Origin of the sequence: Agromyces soli (genome assembly GCF_022811605.1) — a bacterium.
GTDB classification, from domain to species: domain Bacteria; phylum Actinomycetota; class Actinomycetes; order Actinomycetales; family Microbacteriaceae; genus Agromyces; species Agromyces soli.
Genome location: NZ_CP094533.1, coordinates 3308488 through 3325191 on the forward strand (window position 1 = coordinate 3308488; position 16704 = coordinate 3325191).

At 72.1% G+C, this 16704-nt stretch carries 15 protein-coding genes; 2 read left to right on the forward strand and 13 right to left on the reverse strand.

The features are described 5' to 3' along the window. Nucleotides 1-184: 184 nt before the first annotated feature. From MTP13_RS15880 to MTP13_RS15900, 5 genes are all read right to left on the reverse strand, one after another. Nucleotides 185-415: a DUF3046 domain-containing protein gene (locus MTP13_RS15880; protein WP_243568634.1), complete on the reverse strand. Its 231-nt coding sequence runs from the start codon at nt 413-415 to the stop codon at nt 185-187. Between the two features lie 92 nt (nt 416-507). Then, nucleotides 508-816 (reverse strand): helix-turn-helix domain-containing protein, encoded by a 309-nt coding sequence (locus tag MTP13_RS15885; protein ID WP_189086033.1) that lies wholly within the window; start codon nt 814-816, stop codon nt 508-510. A gap of 213 nt (nt 817-1029) precedes the next feature. After that, a complete protein-coding gene (locus MTP13_RS15890; protein ID WP_243568635.1) occupies nt 1030-2589 on the reverse strand; it encodes a tripartite tricarboxylate transporter permease in 1560 nt (519 codons plus the stop codon). Beyond that, nucleotides 2582-3136 (reverse strand): tripartite tricarboxylate transporter TctB family protein, encoded by a 555-nt coding sequence (locus MTP13_RS15895; RefSeq protein ID WP_243568636.1) that lies wholly within the window; start codon nt 3134-3136, stop codon nt 2582-2584. Before MTP13_RS15895 ends, MTP13_RS15890 begins: the two co-directional genes overlap by 8 nt. Continuing rightward, the gene (locus MTP13_RS15900; RefSeq protein ID WP_341680661.1) at nt 3133-4038 is read right to left on the reverse strand and encodes a Bug family tripartite tricarboxylate transporter substrate binding protein; all 906 of its coding nucleotides are present in this window, start codon (nt 4036-4038) and stop codon (nt 3133-3135) included. The genes MTP13_RS15895 and MTP13_RS15900 overlap by 4 nt, the downstream gene beginning before the upstream one ends. A 336-nt stretch (nt 4039-4374) precedes the next feature. Between MTP13_RS15900 and MTP13_RS15905 the strand changes: the two genes are divergently transcribed. Together MTP13_RS15905 and MTP13_RS15910 are read left to right on the forward strand one after the other, a co-directional pair. After that, nucleotides 4375-5976 carry an ATP-binding protein gene (locus tag MTP13_RS15905; RefSeq protein ID WP_243568638.1) on the forward strand — a complete coding sequence of 534 codons (1602 nt, stop codon included), beginning with the start codon at nt 4375-4377 and terminating at the stop codon, nt 5974-5976. Further along, nucleotides 5973-6659 (forward strand): response regulator transcription factor, encoded by a 687-nt coding sequence (locus MTP13_RS15910; RefSeq protein WP_243568639.1) that lies wholly within the window; start codon nt 5973-5975, stop codon nt 6657-6659. Before MTP13_RS15905 ends, MTP13_RS15910 begins: the two co-directional genes overlap by 4 nt. Here the strand turns inward: MTP13_RS15910 and MTP13_RS15915 are convergent. The 8 genes from MTP13_RS15915 to dapA all read right to left on the reverse strand — a co-directional run bounded on the left by MTP13_RS15915 (nt 6656) and on the right by dapA (nt 16616). Next, nucleotides 6656-7195, reverse strand: a complete 540-nt coding sequence (locus MTP13_RS15915) for a CinA family protein (protein WP_243568640.1) — start codon at nt 7193-7195, stop codon at nt 6656-6658. The two genes, MTP13_RS15910 and MTP13_RS15915, sit on opposite strands and share 4 nt — an antisense overlap. Beyond that, entirely contained in the window at nt 7192-7797 is a 606-nt protein-coding gene (gene pgsA / locus MTP13_RS15920) for a CDP-diacylglycerol--glycerol-3-phosphate 3-phosphatidyltransferase (RefSeq protein WP_243568641.1), read from the reverse strand. Before pgsA ends, MTP13_RS15915 begins: the two co-directional genes overlap by 4 nt. A gap of 18 nt (nt 7798-7815) precedes the next feature. Continuing rightward, nucleotides 7816-10659, reverse strand: a complete 2844-nt coding sequence (locus MTP13_RS15925; RefSeq protein WP_243568642.1) for an FtsK/SpoIIIE family DNA translocase — start codon at nt 10657-10659, stop codon at nt 7816-7818. A gap of 75 nt (nt 10660-10734) precedes the next feature. Then, entirely contained in the window at nt 10735-11976 is a 1242-nt protein-coding gene (locus MTP13_RS15930) for an ABC transporter permease (protein ID WP_243568643.1), read from the reverse strand. Continuing rightward, nucleotides 11973-12683, reverse strand: a complete 711-nt coding sequence (locus MTP13_RS15935; protein WP_243568644.1) for an ABC transporter ATP-binding protein — start codon at nt 12681-12683, stop codon at nt 11973-11975. Before MTP13_RS15935 ends, MTP13_RS15930 begins: the two co-directional genes overlap by 4 nt. Continuing rightward, nucleotides 12680-13717: an efflux RND transporter periplasmic adaptor subunit gene (locus MTP13_RS15940; RefSeq protein ID WP_243568645.1), complete on the reverse strand. Its 1038-nt coding sequence runs from the start codon at nt 13715-13717 to the stop codon at nt 12680-12682. The genes MTP13_RS15935 and MTP13_RS15940 overlap by 4 nt, the downstream gene beginning before the upstream one ends. A 229-nt stretch (nt 13718-13946) precedes the next feature. Beyond that, complete coding sequence (locus MTP13_RS15945; RefSeq protein ID WP_243568646.1) at nt 13947-15620, reverse strand: ribonuclease J; 1674 nt, start codon at nt 15618-15620, stop codon at nt 13947-13949. A 72-nt stretch (nt 15621-15692) separates the two neighbouring features. Continuing rightward, complete coding sequence (gene dapA / locus MTP13_RS15950) at nt 15693-16616, reverse strand: 4-hydroxy-tetrahydrodipicolinate synthase (RefSeq protein WP_243570867.1); 924 nt, start codon at nt 16614-16616, stop codon at nt 15693-15695. Nucleotides 16617-16704 lie beyond the last annotated feature (88 nt).

Here is a 16704-nt window from a genome sequence, read left to right on the forward strand (position 1 = left end):
GACAAGGCGGGTTCGGATCGGAAGATCCGACGCCTCCGACGCTAGCCACCACCACCGACACCGGGTGCCGGAAGCGGTGAACCGTGGACGGATCCTGGATCACCTCACCTGTTGAGGACAGTACCGCAGCACCGAACGCATGTTCGAACCCGCCGCGGCGTGTCGAACAGATCTTCGGCGCGGTTCAGCTCGTGGCGCGCGGCTCGCGGATCGCCGGCCCGTGGCGCCGCGCCAACGGGACGTCGGTCGCCTCGCAGAGCGCCGCCCAGACCTCGCGGGCCGGAACGCCGTCGGCGAGCGCCTCCTTCGCCGTGCGCCCGCCGAACGCGGCGAGCGCCAGATCGGCGACCACGACCCCGCCGTAGCCCTCGCCGAACTCCTCGGCGACGGCGAGCTGGAACTCGCTGAGCTTCACGTCGACCTCCTGCCGGCCGCACGGCCGGGAACAGCCGAACGGCCGGTCGAGGACCGGCCGTTCGGGGAATCGGGGAGCACTGAACTCGAGGCTCAGCGCACCATCATGTCTGCGTCGAACTCGGCGACGAGCTCGTCGGGCAGGCTGTCGGGCACCGCGGTGAGGCCCTCGAGCACGGCGATGCGATCGCCGACCTCGTGCATGATCACCGAGATGGGAGTGTCGAGCGCCTCGGCGACGGACGCGAGGATCTCGCTCGACGCCTCCTTCTGCCCGCGCTCGACCTCACTGAGGTAGCCGAGAGCGACGGAGGCCTTGGACGCCACCTGGCGAAGGGTGCGCCCCTTCTGCAGCCGGAAGTCCCTCAGCACATCGCCGATCTCCTGACGAACCAGAACCATCGGAACCTCCTTCTCTTCTGCCTCTCGGCCCGGTTGGACCGGAACGGGAGGGTCAGTCTAACCGACGTCTCCCGTGAGTCAGACTCTAGCCTTGCACACTGGAATTCCCGTGTGAACTCGTCACATGTAACGGCTCGGAGTCGGCGGGTATTCCGCGGGGCCCCGCGGCGATCCCGGGTGATCACCACGGGGCCCCGCGGCCCGAAGCTGCGACTACTTCGTCGCTTCGTCGATCGCCTGGATCGCGGACGTCGGCACGAGCTTCGGCGCCGCCTCGAGCCGCGCTCTGCGTCGCTTCAGCCAGATGCCGCCGAGCACGATGACGGCCATCGTCGTGTAGGCGATGATCGCGAACGGACTGTGCACGAGGTAGAGCAGATCGCCCTGGCTGATCGCCATCGCCTTGCGGAGCTGCTCCTCGGCCATCGGCCCCAGGATGCCGCCGACGACCATCGGGGCGACCGGGTAGCCGTAGCGGCGCATGAGGAAGCCGGCGACGCCGACGACGAGCAGCGTGAGGGTGTCGAAGACGTTGAAGTGCAGCGCGTACGCTCCGAGGCCGGCGAAGGCGAGGATGCCGGCGTAGAGGTACGGCCGCGGGATGCGCAGCACCTTCACCCACATGCCGACCAGCGGCAGGTTGAGCACGAGCAGCAGCACGTTGCCGATGTAGAGGCTCGCGATGAGCGCCCAGACGAGGCCCGACTGGTTCTCGAAGAGCAGCGGCCCCGGGCGGATGCCGTACGACTGGAACGCGGAGATGATGATGGCCGCGGTCGCCGTGGTCGGCAGGCCGAGCGTCAGCAGCGGCACCAGCACGCCGGCCGCCGCTGCGTTGTTCGCGGCCTCCGGGCCCGCGACGCCCTCGATCGCGCCGCGCCCGAACTGCTCGCGGGCGCGGCCCTTCGCGAGCTTGCGCTCGCTCGCGTAGGAGAGGAACGTCGCGACGTCGGCGCCGCCGGCCGGGATCGTGCCGATCGGGAAGCCGATCGCCGTGCCGCGCAACCACGGCTTCCACGAGCGGCGCCAGTCGCTGCGGGTCATCCAGCTGCGCCATCCGCGCGTGACCGGGATGAGCTGCACCGCGCCGTGCCGGAGCCGCGACGCGACGTAGAGCGTCTCGCCGAGCGCGAAGAGGCCGACCGCGATGAGCACGACGTCGATGCCGTCGGCGAGGCTCGGCACCCCGAAGGTGTAGCGCTGCTGCCCGGAGAGCACCTCGGTACCCACGAGCCCGAGCATGAGGCCGAGCCCGAGCGAGACGAGCCCACGCGGCACGCTCGAGCCGAGCAGGGCCCCGACCGTGAGGAACGCCACGACCATCAGGGCGAAGTAGTCCGCCGGTCCGAGCTGCACCGCGAGCTTGGCGATGCCGGGGGCGAGGAAGGTGAGCAGCACGGTGGCGATCGTGCCCGCGACGAAGGAGCCGATGGCGGCCGTGGCGAGGGCGGCCGCGCCGCGGCCGGCCTTCGCCATCCGATTGCCCTCGAGCGCGGTGACGATCGATGCGGACTCCCCCGGCGTGTTCAGCAGGATCGAGGTGGTCGAGCCGCCGTACATGCCGCCGTAGTAGATGCCGGCGAAGAGGATCAGGGCGCCCGTGGGATCGAGCGAGTAGGTGAGCGGCAGCAGGAGGGCGACGGTCATCGCCGGGCCGATGCCCGGCAGCACGCCGACCGCGGTGCCGACGAAGACGCCGAACAGCGCGTAGAGGAGGTACTGCGGCTGCAGGGCCGTGGCGAAGCCCTCGAGGAGGGCGGCGAGACTATCCATTGAAGATCGGGATCCAGTCGAGCAGGGGGCCGGCGGGGAGCGAGAGCCCCAGCCAGGTCCCGAAGAGCAGTTGCGTGGCGAGCCCGAGTCCGAGCCCGACGAGCACCGCGATCCACCAGCGCTTCGCGCCGAGGGTGAGGGCCGCGCCGGCGAAGACCACGGCGATCGCGATCGGCCAGCCGACGAACTCGATGAGCACGAGCTGCGAGCAGAACACGACGACGAGCAGCACGACCGCCCGCCAGTCGGTCTTCGCGTTCGGGTCGACGTCCTCGCCCTCGTCGGGCTGTCCGCGGTGCCCCGTCGCGATCGCGACGACGACGGCGACCGCGGCGGCGAGCAGCAGCGCGCCGACGAAGTACGGGAAGACGCGCGGGCCGAGCACGCTCGCCGAGCCCGGCGGGACGCGAATGGCCCCGGCGCCGACGATGACGCCGACGCCGAGCAGCGCGCAGACGACCGCGAACGCGAGCTCGCCGATCGGCCGCCGGGGTCCGGCCCCCGCCGGGCGGGGGCCGCCGGCGGGGTCCGGAGTCTCGGTGGTCACTTCGCGACCAGGCCGATCGTCTGCAGCGTCTCGGCGACCTCGGCGATGTTCCCGTCGAGGAACGCCTGGAACTCGTCGCCGACGAGGAACGCGTCGCTCCAGCCCTTGTCGGCCAGGGTCGTCGTCCACGCGTCGGAGGCGTGCAGCTCGGTCACGAGCTCGACCAGTGCTTCACGGTCGGCGTCGTCGATGCCGGGAGGGGCGAGGAGCCCACGCCAGTTGGTGAGTTCGATGTCGTAGCCCTCGTCGGCCAGCGTCGGCACCTCGGGCAGCAGCTCGCTCGGCTCGCCTGACGAGACCGCCAGCGCGCGGAGCTCGCCCGCCTCGACCTGCTCGGCGAACTCGCCGACGCCCGAGATGCCGGCCTGCACGGTGCCGCCGAGCAGCATCGTGACCGCTTCGCCGCCGCCCGAGTTCGGGATGTAGTTCAGCGTCGACGGGACGTCGGCGGGGTCGACGCCGGCCTCGGTGACGAGCATGCCGGCCAGGATGTGGTCGGCGCCTCCCGCGGAACCGCCGGTGACCGAGATCGCCGCGCCCTCCTTCACAATCGCGTCGACGAGGTCGCCGACCGACTTGTAGGGCGACGACGAGGGCACGACCACGACGAGCGGCTCCTCGGTGAGCCGGGCGATCGGGGTGACGTCCTCGATGCGCGACTGCGAAGCGTTCGTCTCGACGGCGCCGACCATCACGAGGCCGGTCACCATGAGGGTGGCCGGATCCTTCTCGTTGGCGAGCGCCGCGAGGCCGACGGTGCCGCCCGCGCCGCCGATGTTCTCGACGGGCGCCTTGCCGACGAGGCCTTCACCGGTGAGCACCTCGCCGAGCGCACGAGCGGTCTGGTCCCAGCCGCCGCCGGGGTCCGCCGGGGCGATGAGCTGGACGGCGTCGAGCGACACCGCCTCCGAGTCGCCTCCGCCGGAGGGCTGCGCCCCGGTGCCGGAACAGGCCGCGAGGCCGAGTCCGGTCGCGAGCGCGAGAGCGACGACGCCGTAGCGCCGCGCCGTGGGTCGGGAAAGGACCGCGGACCGCGGTCCGGATGCTGATCGCAAGACTCCTCCTTGAGCGCCGGCCACCCTGGCCGGTCGATCGGTACGGCACGAAGCTAGAGCCCGGCTTCCGTCAGGCGGAATGCTGCGGTCGTAAGCGTCGTAAGGGTCGTTGCGGTCGTTTCGGTCGTAGTGTTCACGGCTCCGGATGCCTGGAGGCGCCGCCGCGTGCGGCACACTGTTCCAGTGGGCCGGTCGATGTCGCTGCGCATGCAGCTCCTGCTGCTGCAGGTGACGATCGTGCTCGCCACCGTCGTCGGCACCGGACTCGTCGCCGCCCTGCTGCAGGAGCGGCAGCTCCGCGAGTCGTACGAGGACCGCATGGTCGCCGTCGCCCAGTCCGTCGCCTCGCTGCCCGTGATCATCGACGCCTTCGACGACCGCGCGCCGTCGCGCACGATCCAGCCGATCGCCGAGGTGATCCGCGAGGCCTCCGACGTGACGTACGTCGTCGTCGCGAACGACGAGGGCATCCGCTACTCGCACCCCGATCCCGAGCGGATCGGCGAGCGGGTCTCCACCGACCCGTCCGTGCCGCTCTCCGGACGGATCTACGTCGGCACGCAGACCGGCACGCTCGGCGAGTCCTGGCGGGTCAAGGTGCCGATCTTCGCCGCGGACGGCACGACCGTGCTCGGTCAGGTCTCGGTCGGCATCCTCGAGTCCGAGCTCCGCGAAGACTTCCTCGGCGGCCTCTGGGCGCTCTTCGCGGCGCTCGTCGGGGCGACCCTCGTGGGCGTGCTCGGCTCCGCCTGGATCGGCGGGCTCATCCGGCGCCGCATCTACGGACTCGAGCCCGACGAGATCCGTGCCCTGCTGGAGACACGAGAGGCCATGCTGCACGGCATCCGCGAGGGCCTCGTCGCCCTCGACGGCGACCGGCGCATCGTGCTCGTGAACGACGCGGCCGCCCGCCTCCTCGGCGTGGACGCCGAGGCCGTGCTCGGCCGCACGGTCGACGAGGCGCTCGACGGCGAGCTCGCCCGCTTCATCGTGGCCGACGAGCCCGCCGAGACCCCCGTGCTCTCCGGCGAACGCGTGCTGCTCGTGCACGCCGACCGCATCCGCGTCGACGGCCGCGAGGTGGGCTGGATCGCGATCCTCCGCGATCGCACCGAGCTCGAGACCATGCTGCGCGAGCTGCAGGGCGCGCAGAGCCTCGCCGACGACCTCCGCGCCCAGTCGCACGAGTTCTCGAACACCCTGCACGTGCTCGGCGGGCTCATCGAGCTCGGCCAGTTGGAGGCGGCAACGGCCTTCATCGAGCGCGTCGGTGCCGGCGGCGCGCTGAGCTCGCTGCACGACCACGGCGGCATCGCCGATCCCGAGACGGCGGCGCTCGTGCTCGCCAAGCGCTCCCGCGCCCACGAGCTCGGCATCGGGCTCGAGGTCGACCCCGCCTCGCATCTCGGCAGTGGGCACCCCGCGGCCGACGACATCCGCACCGTCGTGGCGAACCTCCTCGACAACGCCGTCGAAGCGTGCGTCCTCGGCGGCGGCGTCCACCTCCTCGTGCGCGACGACCTCGAGCCCGATGTCGTCCTGGTGCAGGTCGACGACGACGGACCGGGCGTCCCGGCCGAGCGCCGCGCCGCGATCTTCCAGCCCGACGTCAGCGACAAACCCCCCGCACCCGGCAAGGCGCGCCGCGGCATCGGGCTCACCATCGTCCAGCGGATCGCCCTCCGGCTCGGGGGCACCGCCGAGGCCGTGCCCTCCCCCGCCGGCGGCGCGCGCTTCACCGTCCGGCTGCCCTCCGCCAGAGACCGGGCGGAGGCGGACGCATGAGCGACGTCCGCGTCGTCATCGTCGACGACGACTTCGCCGTCGCCCAGGTCAACCGGGCCTTCGTCGACGCCCGGCCCGGCTTCGTCGTCGTCGCCGAGGCGCACACCGGCGCCGCCGCGCTCGCGGCCATCGAGCAGCACCGCCCGGAGCTCGTCCTGCTCGACGTGTACCTGCCCGACCTCGGCGGCCTCGAAGTACTCCGCCGACTGCGCGCCTCGGGCGACGAGATCGAAGTCATCGCCGTGACCGCGGCCCGCGACCTCGACACCGTGCGGAGGGCGCGACTGCTCGGCGTGCGCCAGTACCTCGTGAAGCCGTTCACCGGAGCGACCCTCGGCGAACGGCTCGAGGAGGTGCGGCGCGAGCTCCGCCGGGAGCGTCGCCCCGACGCGCTCGACCAGCAGGAAGTCGACCGCCTGCTCGGCACTGCGGCGGCGGCGACCGGCCCGCTGACGGTGCCGAAGGGGCTGTCGGGGGTCAGTCTCGGCCGGGTCACCGCCGAGCTCGCGAACGCGGCACCAGATGCCTCGGCCGCCGAGATCGCCCAATCGCTCGGCATGAGCCGGGTGAGCGCCCGGCGCTACCTCGAGCACCTCGTCGCGACCGGCGCGGCCGAGGTCGCCCCGCGGTACGGTGCGGCGGGCCGCCCGGAGCACCGCTACCGGCGGCGGGAGTCGCGCTAGAGCCCGGCGCGCAGCTCGGCGATGGCCCGGCGCACCGTCTCGGCTCGGATCTGCGCCCGATCGCCCGTCAGCCGGAGCTCGACCGCACGCTCCCCCGCCGGGCCGCTGACTCCCAGGTAGACGGTGCCGGGTGCTCGGCCGTCCTGCGGATCCGGGCCGGCGACCCCGGTCGTGGCGATGCCGAGCTCCGCGTCGCGGCCGTCGACGGCGAGCGCCGAGCGGGCGCCGCGGGCCATCTGCCTGGCGACCTCCGGGTGCACGGCGCCTTCGGCGGCCAGCAGCTCGGCGTCCACGCCGAGGAGCCGGTGCTTCAGCGGGGTGGCGTACGCGACGATCCCGCCGTTCACGACGGCCGAGGCGCCGGGGATGCGGATGAGTTCGGCGGCCAGGAGGCCGCCGGTGAGCGACTCGGCGACCGCGAGACGCCAGCCGCGACGGCCGAGCTCCGCGACGAGCGCGGCCGTCTCGTCGTGCCGGGATGCGGCGCCGGAGCCCCGAGAGGCCGGCCCGAGCGAGGCATCCGCGCCGTGCGTCATGCGCGCCCCGCGCGCCCCTCACGGGCGAGCCGGACCGCGTCCCGCACGTACAGCAGACCGGACCAGACGGTGAGCACGAGCGCCGCCGCGATGAGCACCGCGTTCACCCACGCCATCCACTCGCCCAGCAGCACGGGCAGCGGCGCGAGGGCGACCGAGATCGCGACCGCCTGCACGACGGTCTTGAGCTTGCCGCCCGAGGACGCCGGTACGACGTTGCCGCGGCCGAGCTCGACGAAGCGCCACACGGTGATGCCGACCTCGCGCAGCACGATCAGCCCGGTCACCCACCACGGCACCTCGGCGAGGATCGAGAGGCAGACGAGCGCTCCGCTCGTGAGCAGCTTGTCGGCGATGGGGTCGAGGATCTTGCCGAGGTCGGTGACGAGCCCGCGGCTGCGCGCGATGTGCCCGTCGATGCCGTCGGTCGCGATCGCGACGACGAACAGCGCGGTCGCCGCCCAGCGCAGCGCGCCGCCCTCGCCGCCATCGGCCAGCAGCAGCCAGAAGAAGATCGGCGCGAGCAGGATGCGCACGATCGTGATCGCGTTCGGCAGGTTCCAGTTCGCCGATCGAGCACGCCCTTCGGCGGAGGAGGTCATAGGGCCAAGGCTACCCGGTCAGTCGCGACCGGTGAGGCCCCAGGCATCCTCGTCGTCCTCCGCCTCGACCTCTTCGAGGCCCTCGGGGATGCGGCCGACCGGATCGTCGTAGCGGTCGTCCACCTGCGGCGCGGCCTGCGGCGGCGCAGCCGCGGCGGCGGGCGCGGCAGCCGGTGCCGCGGCGGGCGCCGGCCCCGACGGCTCGCCGCGGAGCTTGGCGAGCACGCCGGGCAGCTGCTCGGCGGTCACGAGCACGTCGCGCGCCTTCGAGCCCTCGGACGGACCGACGATCTCGCGGGACTCGAGGAGGTCCATGAGCCGCCCGGCCTTCGCGAAGCCGACGCGGAGCTTGCGCTGCAGCATCGAGGTCGAGCCGAACTGCGTCGACACCACCAGCTCGGCCGCCGCGAGCAGCAGCTCGAGGTCGTCGCCGATATCGGAGTCGATCTCCTTGCGCTCGACCGCGGCCTGCACGTCCTGACGGTAGTCGGGTCGCGCCTGCCGCGTGACGTGCGAGACGACGCGCTCGATCTCGGCCTCGCTCACCCACGCGCCCTGCACGCGGAGCGCCTTCGACGCCCCCATCGGCAGGAACAGGCCGTCGCCCTGACCGATGAGCTTGTCGGCGCCCGGCTGATCGAGGATGACGCGCGAGTCGGTGACGCTCGTCACCGCGAACGCGAGCCGCGACGGGACGTTCGCCTTGATGAGGCCGGTCACGACGTCGACCGAGGGGCGCTGGGTCGCCAGCACCAGGTGGATGCCCGAGGCGCGGGCGAGCTGCGTGATGCGGACGATCGAGTCCTCGACGTCGCGCGGGGCGACCATCATGAGGTCGGCGAGCTCGTCGACGACGACGAGGAGGTACGGGTACGGCTTCAGCACCCGCTCGCTGCCCGCCGGCAGCACGATCTCGTCGTTGACGACGGCCTTGTTGAAGTCGTCGATGTGGCGGAACCCGAACGACGCGAGGTCGTCGTACCGCATGTCCATCTCCTTGACGACCCACTGCAGCGCCTCGGCCGCTTTCTTCGGGTTCGTGATGATGGGCGTGATGAGGTGCGGGACGCCCGCGTAGGGGGCGAGCTCGACGCGCTTCGGGTCGATGAGCACCATGCGCACGTCGCTCGGCTTCGCCCGCATCAGGAGGCTCGTGATCATGGAGTTCACGAAGCTCGACTTGCCCGAGCCGGTGGAGCCGGCGACGAGGAGGTGCGGCATCTTCGCGAGGTTCGCGACGACGTAGCCGCCGCCGACGTCCTTGCCGACGCCGATCGTCATCGGGTGCTTCGCGTTCGCCGCGGCCGGCGCCCGCAGCACGTCGCCGAGGGTCACGATCTCACGGTCGGCGTTCGGGATCTCGACGCCGATCGCGCTCTTGCCGGGGATCGGCGAGAGGATGCGCACCTCGTTCGACGCGACCGCGTAGGACAGGTTCTTCGACAGCGCGGTGACCCGTTCGACCTTGACGCCGGGCCCGAGTTCGATCTCGTACTGGGTCACGGTCGGGCCGCGCGAGAAGCCGGTGACCTTCGCATCGACCGAGAACTGCTCGAGCACGCCCGTGATCGCGCGGACCACGTCGTCGTTGGCCTGGGACCGCGTCTTCGCCGGGGCACCCGCCGCGAGCGTCGAGGAGGCGGGCAGGTGGTAGGGGCGGTCGGGCTGCGGCTCGGCGGCCTCGTCGGGCACGAGCCCGGGCACCGCGTCGGCCCCAGGCTCGTCGTCGAGGCCGGGAAGCGGCTCCAGCACGGCGGTCGCGCCCGCGTCGTCGCCCCGGAGCCCCGTGCCGCCGTGCGGCACCTCGCCCGTGAAACGAGCCACCGCGGACTCGGCGCGCTCGAGCTCGCCGATCACCTCGGCGTCGTAGCCGTCGCCCTCGATGGCCGACTCGAAGCTGCCGTCGGCCGAGCCGGGCCCGAACACCTCGGTCAGGCCGTCGACGCCGGGAGCCTCGAAGCTCGGGTCCTCTTCGCGGTTCGAGCTGTTGCGCCGCCACCAGGGGACGAGGCCGCTCGCACTCGATTCCTCGTCGTCGTCGAGTCCGTCGAGCTCGACCGGCTCGCTGCGCTCCTTCTTGCGGCGGCTCGGCTTCGCCTCGGGCGCCGCCTCGACGGGGTCGGCCTCCGGTGCGCCGAAGAGCCAGACGTAGAGCTCGCGGACGCGCGCGCCGATGCGGTTCGGCGGGGTCTTCGTCATGATGAGCAGGGCCAGCATGAGCAGCAGGATCACGACGGCGGTCGCGCCGATCGGCGTGATCAGGAAGATCAGGGGCTGCGCGAGCGTCCAGCCGAGGACGCCGCCGGCCTTCGCGAGCGCCATGATGCCCTCGCTCGGATCGGGCTGCCCGCCGAAGATGTGGCAGAGCGCCGCCACGGTGACGAGGAGCAGCGCCAGGCCGATGCCGATGCGGGTGTTGTCGTGCACCGAGCTCGGGTGGCGGAACAGCCAGACCGCGAACAGCAGCATGATGATCGGCAGCGCGAAGGCGACCCGGCCGAACAGGGCGCCGAAGCTCCACGCATCGAGCGTCTGCGCCACGGGGTCGTTGATGAGGAACCACTCGATCACGGCGCCCGCGATGGCGAGGAGCACCAGGAAGAAGGGCAGCCCGTCGCGGCGCTCCTCTTTCTGCAGCGTCTCCGGACCCAGCGCGCGAGCGGCCCCGCCGGCCACGTGGGCGAGCCCCATCCACGCCCGCACGAGCAGGTTCGGACCCTCGGGCTGCGCGGCCTTCGCCTGCGCGGCCTTGCTCTGCTTGGCCGTCGCGGCGGGCAGCTTCTTCGTCGGGGCAGTGCGCGCGGCGGCGCCGCGGGTCGAGGTACCCGAGGCACGGCCCGTCGACTTCGTGCTCGTTGCCATGCCCACCAGGCTACGGCCGCCCGCCGTCACCGGCCGGCAGCTGCGCGGGAATGTTCCGGATCCGCGTGCGCACGCTCAGAACCGGATCGCGTCGATGACCCGCACGCGGATGGCCGCGAAGGCCGGCAGGAGGCCGGCGAGCGCTCCGACGAGCACTGCGGAGCCGAGCCCGATCACCGCGGCCTCGATCGGGAAGCCGGGGAGGTCTTCGAGCTCCCCGCCGCCGAGCAGCATGCTCATCAGCGGGCTGCGCACGATCAGGATCGCGACGCCGACGCCGACGACGCCGGCCACGAAGGTGCCGACCACGCTCTCCATCATCACGGCGAAGAACACTCGGCCGGCGGTCGCGCCGAAGGTGCGCCGGATGCCGATCTCGCGGATGCGGGTGCGCACCGTCACGAGGGCGATGTTCACGAGCCCGAGCGCGCCGAGCAGAAGGATGATCACCGCGACCCCGATGACGAGCAGCTTGACGAAGAGCAGCGGGTCCTCGCCGAAGGCGGCGTAGTCGGTGCGGAACCCGTCGACCTGGACCCCGTCGCCGAGCGCGGCCGCGAAGTCGCGGCGGATCGCCTCGATGATCGGGTCGGCCTGGTTCTGGTCGATCCACGCCTCGAAGCTCGGCAGCAGGCTGCCCATCATCGACGAGCCCGTTCCGCCCGGCACCGGCAACGACGCGTATGCGTCGGCGAGGATGAACGCGCTCGGCTCGGTGTCCCACTCGCCGTTGCGCGGCGTGACCCCGACGACGACCGCAGTGCGGCCGCCCTCGCCGAGGAGTTCCACCGTCGGGTGCGTCGCGAGCGGCGGTCGCCCGAGCCGGTCCCAGAAGGCTTCGCTGATCACGACGGCGGGGGCGAGCCGTTCCGCGTCGGTCTCGTCGAACCAGGCGCCCTCGCTCACGCGCACCCGGTGGATGATGCCGTACGCCGGATCGACGGCCTGCACGGGGACGGTCACGGCGCCGTCGGTGAACTGCACGAGCATCTCGCCGTAGCTGAGCCGCGTGCCGTACGCGACGCCGTAGCGTTCGAGGACCTCGTTCCAGGCCGTGCCGACCTGCACCGGATCGGGCGGCGTCGCCGCATTGACGTTGAAGGTCGCCGTCGCGGCGCGACCGCCCCCGCGCTCGGAGGACTCGCGGACGCCCTGCTCGGCGACCGCGCCGGCCCCGACGACGGTCGCCAGGGCGCACACGGCCACCGCGACGCCCACGAGCGACAGCAGCACGCGCCCCCGGTGGATGCGCAGCTCCTCCATCGCCTCGACGACGGCGCTGACGAAGCCCGTGCCGAGCCGCGCGAGCGCGTTCATGCGGCGCTCCCGGCGGGCACCGGCTCGTCGAGGGGCACGAGGCGCCCCTCGCTCAGCCGCAGGTGACGGTCCGCGCGGCGCGCGATCGCCGGGTCGTGCGTGATCGTGACGAGGGCGGCGTCGGTCTCGGCCGCGACCTCCTCGATGAGCTCCATCACCGTGCTTCCCGTCTCGAGGTCGAGGGCGCCGGTCGGCTCGTCGGCGAGGATCAGCCGGGGGCGGCGCACGAGCGCCCTGGCGATGGCGACGCGCTGCTGCTCGCCTCCGGAGAGGCGCTCGGGCTTCGCGTCGGTGCGCTCGCCGAGGCCGACCCGCCCCAGCATCTCGCGCGCGATCCGCTCACGACGCCAGAAGGAGGCGCCACCGGCGTAGAGCAGCGGCGTCTGGACGTTCTCGAGCGCCGTCCGCCCCGGAAGCAGGTTGAACTGCTGGAAGACGAAGCCGATCTCCTGCCCGCGCATGCGGTCGCGCCGGGCGCCGCGGAGCCGTGCGGCGTCCTCGCCGAGGATGCGCAGCTCGCCCTCGGTCGGGCTGTCGATGAGCCCGAGCAGGTTGAGCAGCGTGGACTTGCCGGACCCGCTGCGTCCCACGATCGACACCCGCTCCCCCGCCTCGACGGTGAGCTCGACGCCCCGGAGGATCGTCAGCGGCTCGGCGTCGGGGATCTGCACCGTGCGGCCGACGTCGACGGCCTCGACGAGTCTCATCCGAGGCACACCTGGCTGCCGTCGGGCAGGAGCTCGCAGCCCTCCATGCCCGGCACGACGGCCGGAGCACCCGGGACGAACTCGAGGATCGTGTCGCCCTCGGCGAGGCCCTCGGCGACCGCCACCTGGCTGCCGTCGCTGAGACCGAGCTTCACGTTCTGCTCGGTCTGCGCGCCCTCGGCGTCGACGAGCCACACGACGCCGGTCTCCGCCCCGCCCTTCACGGCGGTCGTGGGGATGATGAGCACGTTCTCGGCCGAGCCGGCCTGGATCGTCACCTCGGCGGCGAGGCCCGGGAAGACGCGCACGTCGCCGGGGACCGCGCAGCGCACCGTCGCCGCCGTCGCGGTGCCCTCGCCCTGACCGCCGCTCTCCTCGCCGCCGTCGCCGCCGCCGGTCTGCGGCGTGCCGATGGTGAGGCCGGTGCAGACGAACGGCGCAGGGCCGCCGGTGATCGCCACCGTCGCCTCGCTCGGCTGCTGCGTGAGCCGGTACTGCTGCTCCGGGCTCAGCGTCGCCGTCACGTTGAAGGACGGCGGGGCGACCTTGCCCGCCGCGGCCCCGGTCGTGACGGGCTGGCCCTCGATGACGTCGAGCGAGCTGAGCACGCCGTTCGCCGGCGCGAAGACCTTCTCGAAGTGGAACGTCGGTTCCGCGGGCACCTGCATCGGCTGCCCGTCGGGCCCCGGCTCCTCGACCATCGCGGGCGGGTCCTCGACCTTGATGTCGAAGATCTTGTCGCCCTTGGTCACGGTGCTGCCCGCGCCGATGAAGATCTCGTCGACCGTGCCTGTGCCGGTGGCCTTGACGGTGACGGCGGCGTCGGCGTTCACCGTGCCGCTCAGCACGAGATCGTTCGTGATTGTGCCGGTCGAGACGACGACCTGGGGCTGGGTGAGGCTGCCGCCCGGCTGCAGCGCCGCGTCATCCTCCGCCCGGTCCGGGAAGAAGGCCAGCTTCACGAGCGCCACTGCGACGACCGCGACGAGCACCACCCGGATGATCGGAAAGATCCACTTGCGCCAGACGCCCACGACACCCCAATCCTTCGGCCCGTCCCCCGGGCACTGGACCACCTTATGGGGTGAATCGGCTCCGCTTCGTACCTCTCGGGGATGAATCCGGGAAAACCCCGAGCGGGTGTCGCGATCCCGCCACCGCGCTGTCGCGGAGGCGCCGCCCGCACTGCCGGGCTCGCCGAAACGGCTCGCACCGCCCGGGCCGGAGCCACGGGCGGTGCGAGCGGAGCGGGACGGCGGCGGGCTACGCCTCGATCACGAGCGGCACGAGCATCGGGCGCCGGCGCAGCCGCCGGTTCACCCAGGTGCCGAGCGTGCGGCGCACGATCTGCTGCAGCCCGTACGCATCGCGCACGCCGTTCTGCGCGGCATCCGCGAGGGCGCCGACGATCTTCGGCTTCACGTCCTCGAAGACCGCGTCGTCCTCGGCGAAGCCGCGGGCGTGGATCTCCGGCCCGGAGATGACCCGTCCGGTCGCGGCGTCGACGACGACGATGACCGAGATGAAGCCCTCCTCGCCGAGGATGCGGCGGTCCTTGAGGTCGGCGTCGGTGATCTCGCCCACCGTGGAGCCGTCGACGTAGACGAAGCCGAGATCGAGCTGGCCCGCGACGCGCACCTCGCCGTCCTTCAGGTCGAAGACGGTGCCGTTCTCGCCGATGAAGGTGTTGCGCTCCGGGATGCCCGTGTCGCGCGCGAGCTTCGCGTTCGCGACGAGGTGCCGGTACTCGCCGTGGATCGGCAGCACGTTGCGCGGCTTCAGGATGTTGTAGCAGTACAGCAGCTCGCCGGCCGCGGCGTGGCCCGAGACGTGGACCCGGGCGTTGCCCTTGTGCACGACGTTCGCGCCGAGCTTCGTGAGCCCGTCGATGACGCGGTAGACGGCGTTCTCGTTGCCGGGGATGAGGCTCGAGGCGAGGATGACGGTGTCGCCCTGCTCGATCTCGATCTGGTGGTCGCGGTTCGCCATGCGGCTGAGCACGGCCATCGGCTCGCCCTGCGAGCCGGTCGACATGTAGACGATCCGCTCGTCGGGGATGTCGCCGGCCTTCTTGTAGTCGACGAGCACGCCGTCCGGCACCTTCAGGTAGCCGAGCTCGGCGGCGATGGTCATGTTGCGCACCATGCTGCGGCCGAGGAGCGCGACCCGGCGGCCGTTCGCGTGCGCCGCGTCGAGCACCTGCTGCACACGGTGCACGTGGCTCGAGAAGCTCGCCACGACGACCTTCTTCGTGGCCCGCGAGATCACCTGGTCGAGGACCGGGCCGATCTCGCGCTCGAGCGGCGTGAAGCCCGGGACATCCGCGTTCGTCGAGTCGACCATGAACAGGTCGATGCCCTCCTCGCCGAGGCGAGCGAAGTCGCGCAGATCGGTGAGGCGGCCGTCGAGCGGCAGCTGGTCCATCTTGAAGTCGCCGGTGGCCAGCACGCTGCCCGCCCGGGTCTTGATCGCGACGGCGAGCGCGTCGGGGATCGAGTGGTTCACCGCGACGAACTCGAGGTCGAAGGGGCCGAGCGTCTCGCGCTGCCCCTCGCGCACGGTGAGGCTGTACGGCTGGATGCGGTGCTCCTTGAGCTTCGCCTCGACGAGCGCGAGGGTCAGCGTCGAGCCGATCAGCGGGATGTCCGCGCGGCGCTTCAGGAGGTAGGGCACGGCGCCGATGTGGTCCTCGTGGCCGTGCGTCAGCACGACCCCGACGATGTCGCCGAGGCGGTCCTCGAGGAAGCCGAAATCGGGCAGGATGAGGTCGACGCCGGGCTGGTGCTCCTCCGGGAAGAGCACGCCGCAGTCGACGATCAGGATCTTGCCGTCGATCTCGAAGCTCGTCATGTTGCGGCCGACCTCGCCGAGGCCGCCGATCGGGATCACGCGGAGCGTGCCCGCCTCGAGCGTGGCGGGTGCAAAGACGTCGGGCATAGGCCCTCCTTCGTGTTGATGTTCAGTTGACGGTGCGGGCCGCGCGGCCCAGCGGATGTCTCGGTGCGCCGTTCAGCGCGTGGTGCCCGCGATCTTCGGCAGGGCGCCGCCGGCGGCGGCGTTGCGATCGGGGCGGAAGTTGTGGAAGTCGGCGCCGGGCACGCCCTGGACGAGCGCGATCTCGTCCTCGATGAGGGCGGCCTCCCACTCCTCGGGCCCGACGAGCGGCAGGCGCACGCGCGGGCTGCCGATGCGGCCGAGGCCGTGCAGGATGTACTTGGCCGCCACGGTGCCCGGCACGTGCGTCATCGTCGCACGAACGAGCGGCTCGAGGCGCTGGTGCTCGGCCGTCGCCGCGGCGAGGTCGCCCCGGTTCACGGCGTCGACGATGGCCCGGTAGGGCGCCGGCGCGATGTTCGCGGTGACGCCGATGAGGCCGGTCGCCCCGATCGCGAGGTGCGGGAGCACATTCGCGTCGTCGCCGGAGAAGTACATGAGATCGGTCTGGTTCAGCACCCGGCTGACCTCGCTGAAGTCGCCCTTCGCGTCCTTCACGGCGAGGATGTTCGGGTGCTTCGCGAGCCGCAGGATCGTCTCGTAGGTGATCGGCACGCCCGTGCGACCGGGGATGTCGTAGAGGATGACCGGAAGGTCGGTGGCGTCGGCGACCATGCGGAAGTGCGTGAGGATGCCGGCCTGGGTCGGCTTGTTGTAGTACGGCGTGACGATCATGATGCCGTCGGCGCCGGCCTTCTCGCTGTGCTGGTACAGCTCGATGGCGTGCGCGGTCTCGTTCGAGCCGCCGCCGGTGATGATCTTCGCGCGGCCCGCCGCGACGTCCTTGCCGACCTCGACGAGCCGCAGCTTCTCGGGGTCGGTCAGCGTCGAGGTCTCGCCCGTGGTGCCCGTGACGACGATGCCGTCGGCACCGTTCGAGATGACGTCGTCGATGTGCTTCTCGACCCCGGGCCAATCGACTTCGCCGTCCGCCGTCATCGGCGTGACGAGCGCGACGAGCACTTGTCCGAAGGGGTTTTCCTGAGTCACGCCCTCCAGGCTATCGGTTCCGCGCGCCGCGCGACGT